Annotated in this window: 19 protein-coding genes; 11 read left to right on the top strand and 8 right to left on the bottom strand. The window is 67.5% G+C overall.

Features of this window, described 5'->3' with window-relative positions; genetic code table 11:
* The first annotated feature begins 203 nt into the window (after positions 1–203).
* From LEL84_RS13760 to LEL84_RS13775, 4 genes are all read left to right on the top strand, one after another.
* A complete protein-coding gene (locus LEL84_RS13760; RefSeq protein WP_226511919.1) occupies positions 204–965 on the top strand; it encodes a PadR family transcriptional regulator in 762 nt (253 codons plus the stop codon).
* Positions 958–2049 (top strand): inositol-3-phosphate synthase, encoded by a 1092-nt coding sequence (locus LEL84_RS13765; protein WP_065629492.1) that lies wholly within the window; start codon positions 958–960, stop codon positions 2047–2049. Before LEL84_RS13760 ends, LEL84_RS13765 begins: the two co-directional genes overlap by 8 nt.
* A gap of 293 nt (positions 2050–2342) precedes the next feature.
* Positions 2343–2918: a TerD family protein gene (locus LEL84_RS13770; RefSeq protein ID WP_058252891.1), complete on the top strand. Its 576-nt coding sequence runs from the start codon at positions 2343–2345 to the stop codon at positions 2916–2918.
* A 145-nt stretch (positions 2919–3063) separates the two neighbouring features.
* A complete protein-coding gene (locus tag LEL84_RS13775) occupies positions 3064–4218 on the top strand; it encodes a DUF475 domain-containing protein (protein ID WP_078112510.1) in 1155 nt (384 codons plus the stop codon).
* A gap of 289 nt (positions 4219–4507) precedes the next feature.
* On the opposite strand, the gene LEL84_RS13780 is transcribed toward LEL84_RS13775, so the two are convergent.
* From LEL84_RS13780 to LEL84_RS13790, 3 genes are read right to left on the bottom strand one after another with little or no spacing between them, the layout of a single operon-like run.
* Entirely contained in the window at positions 4508–5272 is a 765-nt protein-coding gene (locus LEL84_RS13780; protein WP_058252893.1) for an AIM24 family protein, read from the bottom strand.
* Positions 5269–5985, bottom strand: a complete 717-nt coding sequence (locus tag LEL84_RS13785) for an AIM24 family protein (protein WP_065629494.1) — start codon at positions 5983–5985, stop codon at positions 5269–5271. Before LEL84_RS13785 ends, LEL84_RS13780 begins: the two co-directional genes overlap by 4 nt.
* A gap of 16 nt (positions 5986–6001) precedes the next feature.
* On the bottom strand, positions 6002–6622 hold the full coding sequence (locus LEL84_RS13790; protein ID WP_033204169.1) for an AIM24 family protein: 621 nt from the start codon (positions 6620–6622) through the stop codon (positions 6002–6004).
* Positions 6623–6870: 248 nt separating this feature from the next.
* Here LEL84_RS13790 and LEL84_RS13795 point away from each other — a divergent pair, with 248 nt between their 5' ends.
* Genes LEL84_RS13795 through LEL84_RS13815 form a run of 5 tightly spaced genes read left to right on the top strand, consistent with a single transcriptional unit; the run spans position 6871 to position 12491 of the window.
* Positions 6871–7983 (top strand): hypothetical protein, encoded by a 1113-nt coding sequence (locus LEL84_RS13795; RefSeq protein ID WP_226511920.1) that lies wholly within the window; start codon positions 6871–6873, stop codon positions 7981–7983.
* On the top strand, positions 7980–9197 hold the full coding sequence (locus tag LEL84_RS13800) for an HpcH/HpaI aldolase/citrate lyase family protein (RefSeq protein ID WP_226511921.1): 1218 nt from the start codon (positions 7980–7982) through the stop codon (positions 9195–9197). Before LEL84_RS13795 ends, LEL84_RS13800 begins: the two co-directional genes overlap by 4 nt.
* On the top strand, positions 9194–10489 hold the full coding sequence (locus LEL84_RS13805; RefSeq protein ID WP_226511922.1) for a phosphoribosyltransferase family protein: 1296 nt from the start codon (positions 9194–9196) through the stop codon (positions 10487–10489). The genes LEL84_RS13800 and LEL84_RS13805 overlap by 4 nt, the downstream gene beginning before the upstream one ends.
* On the top strand, positions 10489–11613 hold the full coding sequence (locus LEL84_RS13810) for a cysteine protease StiP family protein (protein ID WP_068972310.1): 1125 nt from the start codon (positions 10489–10491) through the stop codon (positions 11611–11613). Before LEL84_RS13805 ends, LEL84_RS13810 begins: the two co-directional genes overlap by 1 nt.
* Entirely contained in the window at positions 11610–12491 is an 882-nt protein-coding gene (locus tag LEL84_RS13815; RefSeq protein ID WP_226511923.1) for an HAD family hydrolase, read from the top strand. Before LEL84_RS13810 ends, LEL84_RS13815 begins: the two co-directional genes overlap by 4 nt.
* 13 nt (positions 12492–12504) lie before the next feature.
* Here the strand turns inward: LEL84_RS13815 and LEL84_RS13820 are convergent, their stop codons facing one another.
* A complete protein-coding gene (locus LEL84_RS13820; RefSeq protein ID WP_137810171.1) occupies positions 12505–13245 on the bottom strand; it encodes a response regulator in 741 nt (246 codons plus the stop codon).
* Positions 13246–13505: 260 nt separating this feature from the next.
* Here LEL84_RS13820 and LEL84_RS13825 point away from each other — a divergent pair, with 260 nt between their 5' ends.
* Positions 13506–14138 carry a helix-turn-helix transcriptional regulator gene (locus LEL84_RS13825; protein ID WP_226511924.1) on the top strand — a complete coding sequence of 211 codons (633 nt, stop codon included), beginning with the start codon at positions 13506–13508 and terminating at the stop codon, positions 14136–14138.
* An 83-nt stretch (positions 14139–14221) separates the two neighbouring features.
* A complete protein-coding gene (locus tag LEL84_RS13830) occupies positions 14222–14689 on the top strand; it encodes a hypothetical protein (RefSeq protein ID WP_226511925.1) in 468 nt (155 codons plus the stop codon).
* Here LEL84_RS13830 and LEL84_RS13835 read toward each other — a convergent pair.
* The 4 genes from LEL84_RS13835 to LEL84_RS13850 all read right to left on the bottom strand — a co-directional run bounded on the left by LEL84_RS13835 (position 14686) and on the right by LEL84_RS13850 (position 17745).
* The gene (locus LEL84_RS13835; RefSeq protein WP_058252901.1) at positions 14686–14937 is read right to left on the bottom strand and encodes a DUF6480 family protein; all 252 of its coding nucleotides are present in this window, start codon (positions 14935–14937) and stop codon (positions 14686–14688) included. The two genes, LEL84_RS13830 and LEL84_RS13835, sit on opposite strands and share 4 nt — an antisense overlap.
* Before the next feature lie 43 nt (positions 14938–14980).
* Positions 14981–15970 carry an alpha/beta hydrolase gene (locus tag LEL84_RS13840; protein WP_226511926.1) on the bottom strand — a complete coding sequence of 330 codons (990 nt, stop codon included), beginning with the start codon at positions 15968–15970 and terminating at the stop codon, positions 14981–14983.
* Positions 15967–16377, bottom strand: a complete 411-nt coding sequence (locus LEL84_RS13845) for an ester cyclase (RefSeq protein ID WP_058252902.1) — start codon at positions 16375–16377, stop codon at positions 15967–15969. The genes LEL84_RS13840 and LEL84_RS13845 overlap by 4 nt, the downstream gene beginning before the upstream one ends.
* Before the next feature lie 78 nt (positions 16378–16455).
* Positions 16456–17745 carry a glycosyltransferase gene (locus tag LEL84_RS13850; protein ID WP_226511927.1) on the bottom strand — a complete coding sequence of 430 codons (1290 nt, stop codon included), beginning with the start codon at positions 17743–17745 and terminating at the stop codon, positions 16456–16458.
* Positions 17746–17753 lie beyond the last annotated feature (8 nt).

The raw sequence follows: 17753 nt of genomic DNA on the forward strand, positions 1-17753 counted from the left end.
CACACCCGGGATGGTCGATCGCCGTGTGGCGGCGTCGTCGGGTGTCCGTCCTCCCGCCGACCGACCGCTCGTGGACACAGTTATATCGGTGCGATACATTGGCAAACACATCGGAGCGAGGTGTCGGCTCGTCAGAGCGTGCCGGCACATCGATCCGAGGAAGTAGTGACAGTCATCGGCAGGACCGCGAAGGGGGTGGCGAAGTGCTCGAGTTGGCCATTCTCGGACTGCTTCTCGAATCCCCCATGCACGGCTATGAGCTGCGCAAGCGGCTCACCGGCCTGCTCGGCGCCTTCCGTGCGTTCTCGTACGGATCGCTCTACCCGACGCTGCGTCGCATGCAGGCCGACGGCCTCATCGACGAACCGGAGACGCCCCTGGGCGTGAAGGTGCGGCGAGGCCGGCGCGTCTACCAGCTCACCGACGCGGGCCGGGAACGGTTCGCGGAGCTGGTCGCCGACACCGGACCCCAGAACTACACCGACGACGGTTTCGGTGTGCATCTGGCGTTCTTCAGCCGCACCCCGGCGGTCGCGCGCATGCGCATCCTCGAGGGACGCCGGCGGCAGGTCGAGGAGCGTCGAGAAGGGTTGCGGGAGATCGTCGGGCGGTCCAACCGGGCCGTCGACCGGTACACCCGTCAGCTGCATCAGCTCAGCCTCGAATCCAGCGAACGCGAGGTCCGCTGGCTCAACGAGCTGATCGCGGCCGAGAGCTCCCAGCATGACGGGTCGCCAGACCCGTTCGACGGACAGTTCGACGACGACCTCGCCGACGGCGAACGGTCACCGTTCGATCCGGGGCGGCCCACGGCCTCCACCGGACGAGCCGATGACGAACATCAAGACCCGGACTCGACGCCGAGCCGGGACGAACAGCTCGACGAACCCGAGCAACGGAAAACACCGGTTGCGCAGCGAACGACTGCGATGCCGCGAGAAGAAGGAGAACCCGACCATGGGTGAGCCCAATAAGGTGCGCGTTGCCATTGTGGGCGTAGGAAACTGCGCTTCATCCCTGGTGCAGGGCGTGCAGTACTACAAGGACGCCGACGAGAGCTCCACCGTTCCCGGCCTCATGCACGTGAAGTTCGGCCAGTACCACGTCCGCGACGTCGAGTTCGTCGCCGCGTTCGACGTCGACGCCAAGAAGGTCGGCTTCGACCTGTCCGACGCGATCTTCGCGAGCGAGAACAACACCATCAAGATCGCCGACGTGCCGCCGACCGGCGTCACCGTCCAGCGCGGCCACACTCTCGACGGCCTCGGCAAGTACTACCTCGAGACCATCACCGAGGCCGACGGCTCGGGTGTCGACATCGTCCAGGCCCTCAAGGACAACGAGGTCGACGTCCTCGTCAGCTACCTCCCCGTCGGCTCGGAGCAGGCCGACAAGTTCTACGCCCAGTGCTGCATCGACGCGGGCGTCGCTTTCGTCAACGCCCTGCCGGTGTTCATCGCCTCGGACCCCGAGTGGGCCCAGAAGTTCGCCGACGCCGGTGTCCCGATCGTCGGCGACGACATCAAGAGCCAGGTCGGCGCCACCATCACCCACCGTGTGATGGCGAAGCTGTTCGAGGATCGCGGCGTCACCCTCGACCGCACCTACCAGCTCAACGTCGGCGGCAACATGGACTTCAAGAACATGCTCGAGCGTGAGCGTCTGGAGTCGAAGAAGGTCTCCAAGACCCAGGCCGTCACCTCCAACCTGAACGGTCCGCTGGCCGGCAAGATCGCCGACAAGAACGTCCACATCGGCCCGTCGGACCACGTCGAGTGGCTCGACGACCGCAAGTGGGCCTACGTCCGCCTCGAGGGTCGCGCCTTCGGCGACGTGCCGCTCAACCTCGAGTACAAGCTCGAGGTCTGGGACTCCCCCAACTCGGCCGGCATCATCATCGACGCCGTGCGCGCCGCCAAGATCGCCAAGGACCGCGGTATCGGCGGACCGGTCATCCCGGCCTCGGCCTACCTGATGAAGTCCCCGCCGAAGCAGCTCGCCGACGACGTCGCACGTCAGCAGCTCGAGGAGTTCATCATCGAGGCCTGAGCCTCGGCGAGTCCCTGTTACGACAGATCCGACGAAGACCGCCCATCGGAGGCGGCCGACGACTTCGAGTCGACGGCCATGCCGCCGGTGGGCGGTCTTCGTCGTGAACACATGGAGCATCGGGGTGAACCGCTGCCGCCGCGAGCCTCACAGCGAGGCGAACGCGCAGGTCATCCATCCAAATCAGTGACCGCGCCAGACCCTTCACATAGAGTGTTGTCGATTGCTCCGAGTGGCCCGTATCGGGCACATCGGACATCACGAGACCCTGTACCAACAGAAAGGCGCAAACCATGGGCGTGAGCCTGAGCAAGGGCGGAAACGTTTCGCTGAGCAAGGAGGCTCCGGGCCTGACTGCGGTCTCCGTCGGCCTCGGCTGGGACATCCGAAGCACCACCGGTACCGACTTCGACCTCGACGCCAGCGCCATCGCGCTCGGCGCGGACAAGAAAGTCCTCTCCGACCAGCACTTCATCTTCTTCAACAACCTGCGTTCGCCCGACGGCTCGATCGAGCACACCGGCGACAACCTGACCGGTGAGGGCGAGGGCGACGACGAGGTCATCAAGGTCGACCTCGCGGGCGTTCCGCCGAACGTCGACTCCATCGTCTTCCCCGTCTCGATCTACGACGCGGACGCACGGTCGCAGTCGTTCGGCCAGGTCCGCAACGCGTTCATCCGCGTCGTCAACCAGGCCGGCGGCGCCGAGATCGCCCGCTACGACCTCAGCGAGGATGCCTCCACCGAGACCGCGATGGTTTTCGGTGAGCTGTACCGTCATGGGTCGGAGTGGAAGTTCCGCGCGGTCGGCCAGGGCTACGCCTCGGGTCTCGCGGGCATCGCCCGCGACTTCGGTGTGAACGTCTGAGTCTCTCGTAGACTCCGGCTGTCCGCCTGAACGTGCTTGTGGATGCCGCACCCGTTGTCGAACGGGTGCGGCATCCGCGCGTCACCACTCCTCTCCGACAATGCGGTCGGCTGGTTTCCACGCACCCTAGAAAGGCCACAAACCAGTGGTAGTAAGAATTTTCGGCCTCTCGGTCGTCGTGACGATCGTGTCGCTGATCATCGCTTTCCTCTATGGCGGCGTCGAAGCGCTGATCCTGACCGCCATCCTCGGCGTCTTCGAGATCTCGCTCTCCTTCGACAACGCGGTCATCAATGCCACGATCCTCCGCCGGATGAGCGAGTTCTGGCAGAAGATCTTCCTCACCATCGGCATCCTGATTGCCGTCTTCGGTATGCGACTGGTGTTCCCGCTGGTCATCGTGTGGCTCGCGTCGGGTCTCAACCCGGTTGAGGCGCTCGACCTCGCACTGAACCCGCCGCCCAACGATGCGGCGTACTTCCCCAACGGCGATCCCAGCTACGAGACGATCATCACCGACGCCCACCCGCAGATCGCGGCCTTCGGCGGCATGTTCCTGCTGATGCTGTTCCTCGGCTTCGTCTTCGAGCAGAAGGAGCTCACCTGGCTGACCTGGATCGAGCGGCCGCTCGAGAAGATCGGCAAGCTGGAGATGCTCGAGGTCGTCATCGCCATGACGCTTCTCGTCCTCACTGCGACCTACATCGCCGCGCCCGACGAGCGGTCGACGGTCATGATCGCCGGCTCACTCGGCATGATCACCTACATCCTGGTCAACGGCCTCGGTGAGTACTTCAACGTCGAGACCGCGGAAGATGACGAAGCGGCCGAGCCCGGCACCGACGCCGCGGAGAAAGCGGCAATCGAGAAGACCAACGGAAAGTCGGGCCCGTCGGACCTGGCCAAGGCGACAGGCAAGGCCGGCTTCTTCCTGTTCCTCTACCTCGAGGTCCTCGATGCGTCGTTCTCGTTCGACGGCGTCATCGGCGCGTTCGCCATCACGGCGGATCCGATCATCATCGCCCTCGGCCTCGGCCTCATCGGTGCGATGTTCGTCCGTTCGCTCACCGTCTACCTGGTGCGCAAGGGCACGCTGTCGGAGTATGTGTACCTCGAGCACGGAGCGCACTGGGCGATCGGCGCGCTGGCGTTCATCCTGCTGTACTCCATCGGCACCCACGTCCCCGAGATCATCACCGGCCTGATCGGCGTCGCGCTGATCATCGCCGCACTGATCTCCAGCATCGTCCGACGCAACCGCCTCGCGGCGAAGGGCGAAGAGGAGAAGGTCAACATCTGACCTGCCCTCCAAGAGGTGCGAAGCGAAGCGCGCTCCTGGGACGTGCGAGCGAAACGCCTCCCTCCTTTAGGTACGAGCGAAACGCCTCCCCCTGCCCCCTGAGGTGCGAGCGAAGCGAGCCTCGAAGGGTTTGGTGACTTGAGTCGCCAGGCCCTTCGAGGCTCGTCGCTTTCGCTCCTCGCACCTCAGGGAGCAGTGGCTATGTCGCCCTTCGGATTAGGGAGCGGAGAAACAGCTGCGCCGCAGGACCCCGAAGGTCCTGCGGCGCAGTTGGTTCGACGACCCGTGCTCAGCCCTGCTGCTGCCCGAGTTGCTGGGTGATCTGCTGGTTGATCTGGTGCAGGCTCGGCACCGACATGCCGGGGAGATGGCCCTGGATGGTGCGCAGGACCGACGAGTCGTCGCGCACCTTCTCGCTCGATTGCACGAGAACCGTTCCCGCGCCGGTGAAGTCGAACTGGCGCTCCTCGCCCGAGTTCAACCCCATCCGCCGGCCCGCGGCCGCGATGAAACCGTTGACCCACGCCTCGTCGTAGTGGTGACTGGGCGACGGGCAATCCGACCATCCGACAAGCGCTTCGGGATCGACGCGCACCGGCGGTTCGACGAACATCACCGGGCCGTTCGACGACGCGAGGAACTTACCGGTGCCGATGAGCGTCAGGAACCCCGGCACGATCGACTGGTTGAGCGACAGGTTCGGCTGGAAGGCAAGAAGATTGGCTGCCCGGATGGTGAGGTTGCCGTCTTCGAGGTCGTAAGCGTTGATGTCGTATCCGCGGTCGCCGATGATCAGCTTGCCGTGGCCCTCGGCGACGACGTAGTCACCGAGGTACAGCGGGGCGGAGAACTGCTGCGCCACCATCTGCAGCATGTTTCCCTGCAGACCCTGGGTCAGTGCGGTGAACTGCATCTGACCGTAGTAGGCGATCATCGCGCCCTTGGACATGAACCACGGCTGGTTGAGGTCGATGCAGAAGGAGTAGTTGTTGTCCGGCACGTTGTCGTCCGACGGCAAGTTCATCGGACTCCACACGGTGTTGAGTTGGCTCACAGTTTCTCCTCCGATGCCTGCACGTACACGATGCCCTGTCCGGAGCACTCCAATTGCATTGCCTCGCCGCCGGTTCGGCCCACGTTGCGCCAGCTCATCGCCGACCGCAGGCTGGTGTTGACCTGACCGGCGGACCCGACGAACGCCTGCGGGTCGACCGTCACCGGCGGCTTGGCCGGGGACACCTCGAGCTCGAAGACCCCGCCGTGCCCGAGCAGCACCGCCGAACCCGGACCCGACAGCTGCGTCGTGAACATGCCCTGACCGGTGACGGCTCCGGCAGCAGCGGACCGCAATGCACCGAACAGGCCGCCACCACCGCCGCCACCACCGCCCTGTGAGGCAACCGAGACGACGGAGGCCTGCAGATTGGCCGCGTAGGCGAGCAGCCGCGACGCCTCGACCCGGATCGTGCCGCCGACCGCCGCGAGATCCACGACGTGCACCTCGATGCCGAGGAAGCCGTAGTGCACCTCGCCGTGCCCCTGCGCGATCATCGTCGACTCGTGCTCGCCGGCGAGCATCCGGCCGGCCATCCCGCCCATGCCGCCCAGTCCCGGCATCCCGCCGCCCATACCGCCGGCCCCCGCGATCTGGTGGGGCTGGAAATGCACGTTGCCCTTGTAGAAGAGCATCGCCCCGCGTCGCGCGACGACCGGCCCGGTACGGCCGATGTCGACGGAGACGACCTTGCTGTTGACCTTGGTGAACATTCTCGCTACCTCACCCTCACCGCTCGGCCGGCTGGATCGACACGACGCCGCTGCCATCCCAGCGCAACGAGAACGCCTCTCCGCCACCCTGTCCCAGCGCCGACCGCCAGGAGACATCGGTGACGAAGGACTGACTCAACTGGCCGCGGGCGCAGACGAACGCGTCCGGGTCGACCACGAGCGGATACTGAGGTGACACCTCGAGATGGATGAGCGGGCCGCCGTTGGACAGCAGCGCGATCTGTCCGTGGCCGCTCACCGTCGTGGTGAACAGACCCTGACCCGACGACGCTCCGCGCAGACCGGCGAAGGTGACGTTGGTCTGCAGGTTGCCGTTGAGCACCATCAGCTGCTCGGACTCCACCTGCAGGGTCTCGTTGTTGAGCTCGATGACGGTCGTCTCGGCGGCGTTGTGCGCGAAGTACACGATGCCGTTGCCCGAGGCCTCCATGAGCGACAGCGCCTCCCCGGTGGCCCGCTGCTTCAGGCCCGCAAGCACGCCGTCGCCGCCGCCGAAGCCCGCCGATTTGAAGGTGACCTGCCCCTCGTAGGCGACCATCGACCCGCTGATCGCGCGGACCGCGGAGTTGTTCAGCCTGGCTTCCACCACGCGTTTGGACCGTTGTACCAACTGCATTCGACGTGCCTCTCTCGCGCCGTGGGGAGGCCGCCGATCGACCATCCCTCGTTCGTCTCCCGACGCCATCCCCGCACCGCGGCACCTGCCGGCATCTCGGCATCCCAGCCCGCCGTGAGCCGGGGAATCCGGCCTCATACCGAGATGAAAATAGCCGATAGCATCGAGTGGTGCCCGGAAACTTCGTACGTCGTTGGTTCGGGAACGATTCACGCACGAATTCCGCGCCACCTGCATCATCGGAACAAATGACGGCAGCGTTCCTGGAGTCCGAATCAGTCCTGGCCGAGATCGATCCAACCGTCGCGGTGACCGCCGCCCTCGACCCGCGGTCGCGCCTGCGCGCCTCGTGGTCGGACATCCGCGAGCAGCACGCCCAGGCGACGACGGACTACCTCCGGCTGGTGTCCCCGCCGGCCGGCACACGCGTCGACCCCCGGGATCTCGACCGGTCGACGCAGGCGCTGCGGTCTATCACCGCGTCGATGCGCGACTTCGCCCAGACCAACGCCGATACCCTCGAGCGGGCGCGGGCCACGGTGCGGGCCGCCGATGCCCAGGACCACGAGGCCCGGGTGGCCGCCAACCGGGCGATGACCGCCCTGGAGAACGCCGCACCGGCGGTGGCACGACTGCAGTCGGTGTCGGATGCCACCGACGACCTCGCGCGTGCGCTCACGGCTTTCGACCAGGGCGCGGGGCTGCGTGACCGGCAGACCGCCGCGGCAGCCGTACTCAGTTCGGCGCGCCGCCTCGAACAACTTCTCGCCGAGGCCCCCGCCTTCGCCGACCGCGCACAGCAGGTCATCCGTTCGGTGGAAACGCGCCGGAGCGCGGTGTCCACCCGGAGCGCGCAACTCCCCGACACCCTCTCGGCACTGCGCCGGGAGTTCAGTGCCGATTGCTCCCTCGATCTACAGCGCAACGGCTCGGTCGTCGACGAACGGCTCGAACACGCCGACGCCGAGCTCGCGGCCGCCCGCGCGATGGTCGATGCTGCCCCCGACCAGGCCATCGGCCGCGCCGACGCCGCCCGCGACGACCTGGCCGTCGCGGAAAAGGCCGTCGACGCCGTGCTCGACCGGTTGCGCCTCCTGCGGGAGGTGCGCGCCGACCCGCGGGGCGCGGAGCAGCGCGTGCGCTTTCGCCTGCGCGACGCCCAGCACTTTGCGGTCAATCACCGTCTGGTTGACGAATGGGGCTCGGTCCTCGATGCTCAGGCCGACCGGATCGAGCGCGCCAAGGGGGTCCTGGATCGTATCCACCCCGACTACTGGAGCTACCTGACGCAGCTGCGTGCGGTGGACGACCGGATCACCGAGATCGTTTCGCGGATGAGAGGACAGGTGGCCGCAGGATGACCACCACTGCACGACACGACGACACCGGTCTCGAGCCCGGGACGATCCGGCACTTCGACCACCTGGAGCCGTCGGTCTCGAACTCCCTGTTCTACCGACAGCCCGAGCCGATCGAGCCGACCTGGCCGGCGCAGCGGCTCGCCGTCGCGCTGGGCGCCACCCTGTACGTCCCGGCAACCCGGCCCGATCTCGCCGAGGTCATCCGCCGACGCCGCGCCGAGGGTGTGATCTCGATGGTCATCGACCTCGAGGACGCCGTCGCCGACGACGAGGAGGCGGAGGCGATCGAGCACGCCGTGGCCGCGTTGCGCGGTATCGCCGCGAACCCGTGCCGGCCGATGCTGCTGTTCGTCCGTCCGCGGTCGGCCGACCGGATAGTGCCGATCGCCACCGCGCTCGACACCCCGTCGGTGCTGACCGGGTTCGTCATCCCGAAGTTCTCGTCGGAGAATGCACCCGAGGCCCTCGACGCCGTTGCCGCTGCCGGACAGATCCTCGACAAGCACCTCTGGGTCATGCCGGTTCTCGAGTCGGCCGCGGTCGTGCACCGCGAGACCCGCGACGACGAGTTGACCGCCCTCGCGTCGCTCCTGAGCGCGCACCGCGACCACGTGCTCGCCGTGCGCATCGGTGCCACCGACATCTGTAGTCACTTCGGCATCCGCCGGGATCGTGACCTGACCATCTACGACGTCCGGGTCGCGGCCGATGTGATCGCCGGCATCGTCAACCATCTCGGCCGCAGCGACGAGAGCGGCTTCGTCGTGACGGGGCCGGTGTGGGAGTACTTCGCCGACCACGAGCGCATGTTCCAGCCCATGTTGCGTCACACGCCGTTCCGCGAGAACGACGCCGTCTACTTCCGGCAGCAGCTCGTCAGCCGCGACATGGACGGTCTGCTTCGCGAGATCACCCTCGACCGCGCCAACGGCCTGCACGGCAAGACCGTCATCCACCCCGCGCATGTCGCCGCGGTACACGCGTTGTCGGCGGTCACCCACGAGGAGTATCACGATGCACTCGACATCCTGGCCGGCGAGTCCGGCGGGGTACGGGCGTCGTCGTACCGCAACAAGATGAACGAGCTGAAGCCCCACCGTAACTGGGCCTTGCGGGTCATCGATCGCGCTGCCGCCTTCGGCGTGACCCGCCAGGGGGTTTCGTTCGTCGACCTGCTCACCGCGCTCGCCTCGCCCGGGCAGGCCAACTCGTGAACGATCCGGACACCGTCGGCATCGACTGGGTGACCGAACGCTTCGGCGTCGAGATCACCGACGCCGGCGACACTTCGGGACACACGGTCCGCGACCTCGTCTCACTCGGCCTGCGCCACAACCGACGCCGTGCTCATCTGCTGGTCTCGACCGTGCTGGGCAAGCACATCCCGACCTCGCCCGCCATTGTCCGTGGCGCCGCCGACGATCTGGGCGCCGCGATCATCGCCGAGATCGGTGCGAATGCGGCGCGCGACGCCGTCGTCTTCGGCTTCGCCGAAACCGCGACCGGTCTCGGACACTGTGTCGCCGAACGCATTTCCGCATCCCGGTATCTGCACTCGACGCGGCGCAGACGCCCGGATGTGGTGGTGACGGGCACCTTCGAGGAAGGGCATTCACATGCGACGACGCATTTGCTGCAGCCCAGCGATTCCGCATTTCTCGACCCCGTGGCGCCGGACGAGGTGCTGATCCTGGTCGACGACGAGATCTCCACCGGCAAGACCGCGCTCGGCGCCATCGAGGCCATCGTCGCGGACCGTCCTCGTAAGCGGTTCGTCGTGGCGTCCCTGGTCGACATGCGTACCCCCGCGCAGAAGTCGGAATGCGATGATCTCGCAGCGAAACTCGGCGTCGATGTCGCTTACGTGGCGCTCGCGCACGGCTCGATCACCCTTCCCCCGGACCTCCTCGACGAGGTGTGGCAGCTCGGGTCCGACGAGCTCAACCCGGTGGCAGCCCGGCGCGGCGGCCTGGTCGCGGTGGCCCTCGACTGGCCGGCGGCAGTTCCCGACGGCGGCCGGCACGGAATTCTCCGCACCGACTCGACGGGCTTCCGGCGAGCGGCGACCGCGGCCGCCGACACCGTGGCGGCACAACTCGATCCGCGGCGCCCGGTTGTCGTGATCGGGCACGAGGAACTGATGTACGCACCCTTGTGCATCGCCGAGTCGCTGGAGCGTCGTGGCTTCGCCACCGGATACCAGACCACCACGAGGTCGCCGGCCCAGGTGCACGACGTCCCGGGTTATCCACTCCGGCGCGGATTCCGGTTCACCGCACCGGAACCCGATCCGGAGACGCCAAGGTATGTCTACAACGTGTCCTCCGTCGACCATCCGGACCCGCAGGTCGTCCTGATCGTCGACTCGCCGGCCGACACCGATGAGCTGCGTGCGCCCGGTGGACTCATCGACGTCCTCACCGCCGCCGGGCACCCGGTGGTGCTGGCCGTCGTGCCCGCCACCGACCAACGTTCCCTGGCACGAACCCGAGAGGCGGTGCGCTGATGGACATCGCCACCACCACGCCACCGCTGTGCGGACCGGAGTTCGGTTCGTACGCGGCCGACGAGGTCACCTGGCTGCTCAAAGACCTGTCCGACGTGGCGCTGGAAGGTGAACTGCGCGAACGGGAACGCCGAATCCAGTCCGGTCAGGCCCACTACGCGGAGTCGCTGCCGATCGAGTATCAACCCGGCCGCGAGTACCAGGAACTCTTCCATGCGACGCTACGGTCCTCGGCCCAGCGCCTCGCGGAAGCCGTCGGCGTGGTGTCCGAACTCATCCTGGCCGAGCGGCATTCCACGCCGACGCTGGTGTCGCTGGCGCGGGCCGGCACCCCGGTCGGCATCCTGATCCGACGGTGGATGGCGGCCGTCCACGGCATCGAACCCCAGCACTACACGATCTCGATCGTGCGCGCCCGCGGGATCGACACCGTCGCACTCGATCACATCGTGGCGCGGCACCCGGCGGAGTCGGTCGTCTTCGTCGACGGCTGGACCGGCAAGGGCGCCATCCAGCGCGAGCTCACCGCCGCTGTCGACGAGTACGCGCGCGCCGGGCGGCCGCAATTGCACGACGAACTCGCGGTGCTGGCCGACTCCGGCTCCTGCACGACCCTGTTCGGCACCAGGGACGACTTCCTCATCGCCTCCGCCTGCCTGAATTCCACTGTCTCCGGCCTGGTCTCGCGCACCGTCCTGAACGCCGACCACATCGGTCCGGGCGAGTTCCACGGAGCGAAGTTCTACCGCCATCTCGCCGACTTCGATGTCTCGGGACTGTTCCTGGACACCGTCAGCGCCGAGTTCGATGCAGTCGCCGACCGAGTTCGGGCGACGGTGTCGGCGATGACGCCGGAGTCACGCCGGCCCGACTGGTCCGGCTGGCGCTCCGTGGAGCAGATCCAGACCGAATACGGCCTGTCGTCGATCAACCTGGTCAAGCCCGGCGTCGGCGAGACGACGCGGGTGCTGCTGCGTCGCGTACCGTGGCGCATCCTGGTGCGCGCCGACGATCTGCCCGAACATCGACACATCCGGTTGCTCGCCGCCGAACGAGATGTGCCCGTGGAGGTCTCGCCCGATCTCGCGTACTCGTGTGTCGGGCTCATCAAGGAGGACTCGTGAACGCGCTGGTCGCCACCGATCTCGACCGGACCATGATCTACTCACGCGCCGCCATGGGCGACGAGCAGTTCGCGACCCTGGAGACCGTGTGCGTCGAGATCTACCGCGATGCGCCGCTCTCGTACATGACCACGACCGCCGTCGAACTGATGACCCGTCTGGCACGTGAGGTCGTCGTCGTACCGACGACCACTCGCACCCCGGCACAGTTTTCCCGGATCGATCTGCCGGGCAGCCCATTTCGCCACGCCGTGGTCAGCAACGGTGGCCGGATCCTCGTCGACGGCGCCGACGATCCGGAATGGCGTGCGCACATCGACCGCGAGGTGACCCGCGCGGGCGCCACCCTCGACGAGGTCCGCGACGAACTCCGAACACGCATCGACGACTCCTGGGTCACGGCTCTGCGGACCGCCGACGACCTCTTCTGTTACCTGGTCGTCGACCCCGCGGTCCAACCGCCGGAGTTCCTCGAACAATGGCAGCAGTGGTGCGACGCACGGGGCTGGACGGCTTCCCAGCAGGGTCGCAAGATCTATGCGACCCCGCAGCCGGTGACGAAGTCAGCAGCCATCGCCGAAGTCCGGCGACGGCTCGTCGCTGACGGCACCCTCGACGACTCGGCAGTGCTCTGCGCGGCCGGCGACGGCTGGCTCGACACCGACCTGTTGCTCGCCGCCGATCACGCGATCCGCCCGCGGCACGGTGAGCTGGAAGCGCTCGGCTGGTCGGCGCCCGGGCTCACGATCACCGCCGACACCGGGGCCCTCGCCGGTGTCGAGATCCTGCGGTGGTTCGGCGAGCGGAGCGGGATCACCGTGCCGGAATCCGCGACGCCTCCAGCGCGAGACCGGACCGTCGGGGTTCACGCGAACTGATCAACCGAACTGATCACGTGGGCATCGATCCGAGGACGTCGGAGTGCCCGTGGCGTCGGCACCAGCTGATCAGGTATCGCGCGTGTAGGCCGCACCACCGGTAGACGGCGGCCTGGGTCATCGGCAGCGATGCGTCGTGCTCACCGCGCTCGACGATGATGGGCCCGAGGTAGTGGCTCGTCACCTTGTTCGCCGTGTTCGGCGACACCTTGGCGGCGCGGGCCAATGAGGCGTTGTCCGAGGCGCTGCCCGACGCAATCGCCCCCGCGAGACGGCCCGCGGTATGGCCGCGCCGACCATCGAACAACTCGTAGAGCGGTGGACGGCGCGCCGACGCGGCCCTGGGCAGGGCCTGGCCGAGCGCCACCGAGCGCACAACACCGACCAGCGTCGCGAAACCGTCCGATTTGGCGATGACCCCCGCGACCTCGTCGCGCAACCGCGCCTCGTCGAGATGGTCCTGTTCCAGCCCGTGTCCCTGGGTCGCCAGGACAACCGGCGCGTGCCGGTCATGGTGGTCGAGGGTGTCGATGACGTCGAGTCCGTCGAAGGTCCATTCCAGGTCGGGTCGGTTCCAGATCAGATCCGCCACCACGACGTCGAATCGCACGTTGCCGGCGATGCACTGGACGAACTCGTCGCGGCCGGTGGCGACGGTGACCGTGGCCTGGTCGAGCGCCTTGGTCAGCGGCACCGCGACCACGTGTCCCAGCGGGGAGGCGACGAGGACCCGCATGTCGGTCGGCACAGGCATGATCATGCCCGATATGTCCTCGGTGTGCGCGATCACGCATCCGATCGGACGACAAGGTGATTATTTACCCTGAAATCACCACACCGGGTCCGAGATACCGCTGACAAACCGTCTCATGTTCGTGAGGCTGAAGAAGTTGGCGTTCGTGAAATAAATTCTCGATGCCCGATCGCGAGCCATGTCGATCATCCGAGAGAGTCCCGCCGTGTGTTCGGCTCACAGCTCTCGGCCGAATCGAAGTCGACAGGAGATCCCGGCACGTGTCCGTACCCCTCAACGACGCCCCCCGGTCGGCGACCCCCGGCACCGGGCCCACTGCCGCGCCGAGTCCGGAGCGGCGAATCACGGCCGTCGTTGCCGAGCACGACATCTTCGACGCCGCCCTGGCCGCTCTCGTGGAGAGCGCCGGCTACGACGCGACGGTCGTCGAACCCGCCCAGCTCGCTGCCCTACGGAATCCGAGCGCGATTCTGGTGCGGTCGGCCGCGATGCTCGGATTCGTCCGGCGGGTGGCATCGCTGCGCACCGTCAAGGTCATCTTCGTGGGCAACGGGGTCGCGGGCTTCGATCACATCCGTGTCTCACCGCGGGCCCCGGCCGCCGAGGACGAGCTGCAGCGGGCGCTCGAGACTGCGGTGGGACCGCCGACCCCGCCGTCCGCACCCACACTCGCGAACCGGGTGCGCATCACCGAACGGGAGCTGGAGATCCTGCAGACCTACACATTGGGTGCGACGCTGCGTCAGACGTCGCGTATCCACGAGATCGCCGAGAGCACGGTGCGCGAGCACTATCGGCGTGTCGCCCGACGCTACGAGGAAGCCGGCCGGCCGATCGGGAACAAGGCCCAGTTGCTGGTCGAGCTCATCGCCGACGGCTGGGTGCGCCCCTGACACCGCCGCCGTGGCCGACGTGCGGCTCAGTTGGTGTCCTTTGCCTCACGACAGAGGCTCTCGGACGGTGCAGACTTCCGACCATGACCGCGCCTGCCGACTCCTTCGACGAACGGGGGATCGGGAACCGACGGACCGGCACGGCGTGGACGCTCGCCGGGATGGAGCTGTTCGTGTCGTTGTCGGCACTCGCCGGGGGCTCGGCTCTCATGACCGATCAGTGGTCGATGCCGCGGGAGTGGCTCACCCACACGCCGTTCGAGACCTGGACCGCTCCCGGTGTCGCACTGATCGCCGTGATCGCGTTACCCCACCTGGTGGCTGCCGTGGTCGCCGCCGTCCCGTCCGTGCCCGCGCGGTTGGGCATCATCGGCGGCCTGCTCGCCGGGTCGTCGCTGATGGTCTGGATCATCATCCAGATCGCGCTGCTGCAGGTGTTCTTCTTCCTACAACCCGTGCTCTTCGTCGTCGGCATCGGTGAGATCGCGCTGGCGATCCGCTGGCGGTGCGTCCGCTGCCCGTCGACGCCGGGTGACGACGCTGAACCCTAGAAGAGCCCCACGGCGCGGCCGATCAGACCGAGCGCGACGATGAGAAAGATGATCGCCGCGACGGCGATGACGATCACGCCGCCGGCACGCCTGCGTTGCGGCGGTTCGTGCTCCTCTCCACCGACCGCGGATTCCGCCGGCGGTGTGTCACCGGGCGCCACCCCGCCGCCGGGTTCGAGTCCCGCCGTGCTGGACGGGTCGGGGTTCTGCGGGTTGAACGGTTTGCGGGCGGGGTCGTTGTCAGCCATACGGGCGGTGTACCCGGAATGGCGCGAAGTCACTCGTGGGCTGTCAGAGACCGGGTGCGAGTGCGGCGAACATCACGGGCAGATCGTCGGCCCAGTAGGGCCATGCGTGCGTTCCGATCGCACGGAAATGGACGACCGGCTGCAGTCCCTCGGACCTCATCCGGCGAGCGAACTCGTTCGAGCACGCGTTGACCGAGTTCTCGAGCACCGCTCCCGTCGCGATCTTCTCCCCACGGTGCCGGCCCGGGTCGAGCCGGGTGCGTTGATCGAGGGGGCCGGGCGCGCCGGTCCCGGACGCGATGAAGACGCGCTTCCCGACGAGGGCCGGCAGGCGGCGACCCGGGTCGTGGTCGGCCCATCCCGGCGCGTTCCACGGACCCCACATGTTGGTGGGATCCCCACCGTCCCGGATGATCGCGGCTCGGATCTGCCCTTCGTGCACCGGGCCGGTCGTGAACGGGCAACCGCTGATGGAACCGACGCCCGTGTACAGGCCCGGCCGGCGCGTCGCGAGTGTGAACGCGGCCTGGCCGCCCATGGACAGGCCCGCGACCGCGTTCCGCCCGTTGCCGTGGAACCGGCCGTCGATCAGCGACGGCAGTTCGACGGTCAGGAAGATCTCCCACTGCGGACGCCCGAACGTCGCGTCGTCGTGCTGCCAGTTCGTGTAGAACGCCCCCTGGCCGCCGGGCAGCACCGCATTGACGTCCTTGTCGCGGAAATACCTGTCCGCGCGGGCTTCCCGAATCCAGTCGCTGATCGCCGTCTTGCGGCCGCCCCCGTCGAGGAGATACAGCGTCCCGCGCGACCGGGAGTGCGCCGGGTGCAACACACTCACCGGCACGTCCCGGCCCATCGCAGCCGAACGGATCACCAGATCGTGCCGCTGCGGCCCGACCGCCACACTGCTGATCACCGACGCCGACGCGGATACCGGTGCCGCCGAAACGATTCCCTGCGTACCCGAGACGATCGGACCGGCGACGAGCGCAGCCGCGAAGACCCTGATCAACCGGCGCCGAGCACGACTCATCCGGGGAGCACACCCAGCTGCCCGAGGAAGTCGAGCTGATCGAAGTACAGGTGCTCGGACATCAGCTCCGAGCCGTCGATCCGGTAGGTCGCACTCCATCGGAACGAGACAGGCCGTCCGGTGGGTTCGACCGGACCCGACGGACTCTGCAACACACCGTCGTGGACACCGTCGAACGTGCCCTCCACCGAGGCGTTGTCGCCGTCGACGACATACGAACCAACGGTGAGGCGACCGTCGGAGAAGGCGCCCTGGAAGACGGACAGGAAACCCAGTACGCCCTCCCGTCCCGTGAACACCCCACCCGGCGAGACCAATTCCGCATCGGCGGACCATGGTTCGTTCTCCGGTGCGCGGTCGTTGAAGGCATCGATGTGCGCGTCGATGACTGCTCGTGCATCACTCATGTCGGGCTCTCTTTCTCGGTTGTCGTCGGCAGATGCGCCGACATTCGGGTATCCGGATGACACAGACCGCGCGGCGGGTCAGGATGAGCGGGTCGATCGACGAACCGCCCGATCGACTTCGGTCACGATCGTCTGGGTCGAGTCGTAACCGGCGATCGCATGCGCCATCTGCCGACACCGAACGGCAACGCCGTCGTCGGCCAGGATGCGGCGTACCGTCGCGGCGAGGTCCGCAGGAGCGGGTCGCCGGGTCCCCAGATCTGCGCCGACCCCGAAGTACGCCACCCGAGCCGCGACTTCGGGCTTGTCCTCACCCCCTGGTGCGACGACGACGGGCACGCCGTGGCGCAGTGCCTGCAGCACTCCGCCGTAGCCGCCGTTGGTGATCAGCACCGATGTGCGCGGCAACAGGGCGTCGTAGTCGAGGAACCGCGCGACCCGCGTGTTGTCGTTCCGCGGCACGGGATCCGGGTCCGCACCGCCGGTTGTCACGACGACCTGGACGTCCATCTCGGCCAGCCCGGCGACGGCGGGTTCGATCAGTTGGGAGAAGTCGTCGTTGTCGAGCGTGCCCTGGGTGACGTGAACGATCGGGCGGTCGTCGTCGACCATCTCCGACCACCACGGCGGCGGGGGAACAGCACCGCCAGGGAACACCGGCCCCGCGAACACCGTGTTCGGCGCGAGATCTGATCGCGGATACTCGAATTCGGCCGGGCCCAACTGAACGAAACGGTCGAACGCCCTGGACAGGTCGAGGACGAAATGATCAAGCGAGCCCCCGGCCCGTCGGACCAGGTCGCGCGCCGAGGACTGCGTGGACGCGAACAACACCCGTCGTACTGCCATGTGAGCCAACCGGTTACGGAGCCGACCCAGTGGACCGGACATCGGCGGCAAGCCACTGTTGAAGGGGGCGACGTCGGGACTGGACTGAGCGAGCGGCATGGTGCCGACACCGATCACCGGAGGCCGCCGGCCCGGGGGCCGGGACAACAGGGGGATGATCCCGGCGAAGGTTCCGTCGCACACGATCACGTCGACACTCCGGCGGCCGAGGACCGATGTCACCGCCGTCGCCTGCTCCGGCAGCGGCGCGATGAACGTCCGCTCGACCTGGTAGCGCGAGAGCGCCAGTCCGCGGTACCGATGCCGGTCGGGGGTGAAGCTGTCGGGGTCACGTTCGTCCAGATCGGCGACTCCGGTCAGCGATTCGACGGTCAGCCCGGCGTCGCCAACCCGGTCGGCGAAACGCGAGCCGGTCAGCATGATCACCTCGTGACCCCGATCCGCGAGCACACGTCCGACAGCGGTGAGCGGACCGACGTGTCCGGCCAGCGGCGTGGCGCACAGCAGAATGGTCGACATCGATCCTC

This window comes from Gordonia sp. WA4-43 (genome assembly GCF_020520305.1).
In the GTDB taxonomy this organism is placed as follows: domain Bacteria; phylum Actinomycetota; class Actinomycetes; order Mycobacteriales; family Mycobacteriaceae; genus Gordonia; species Gordonia hongkongensis.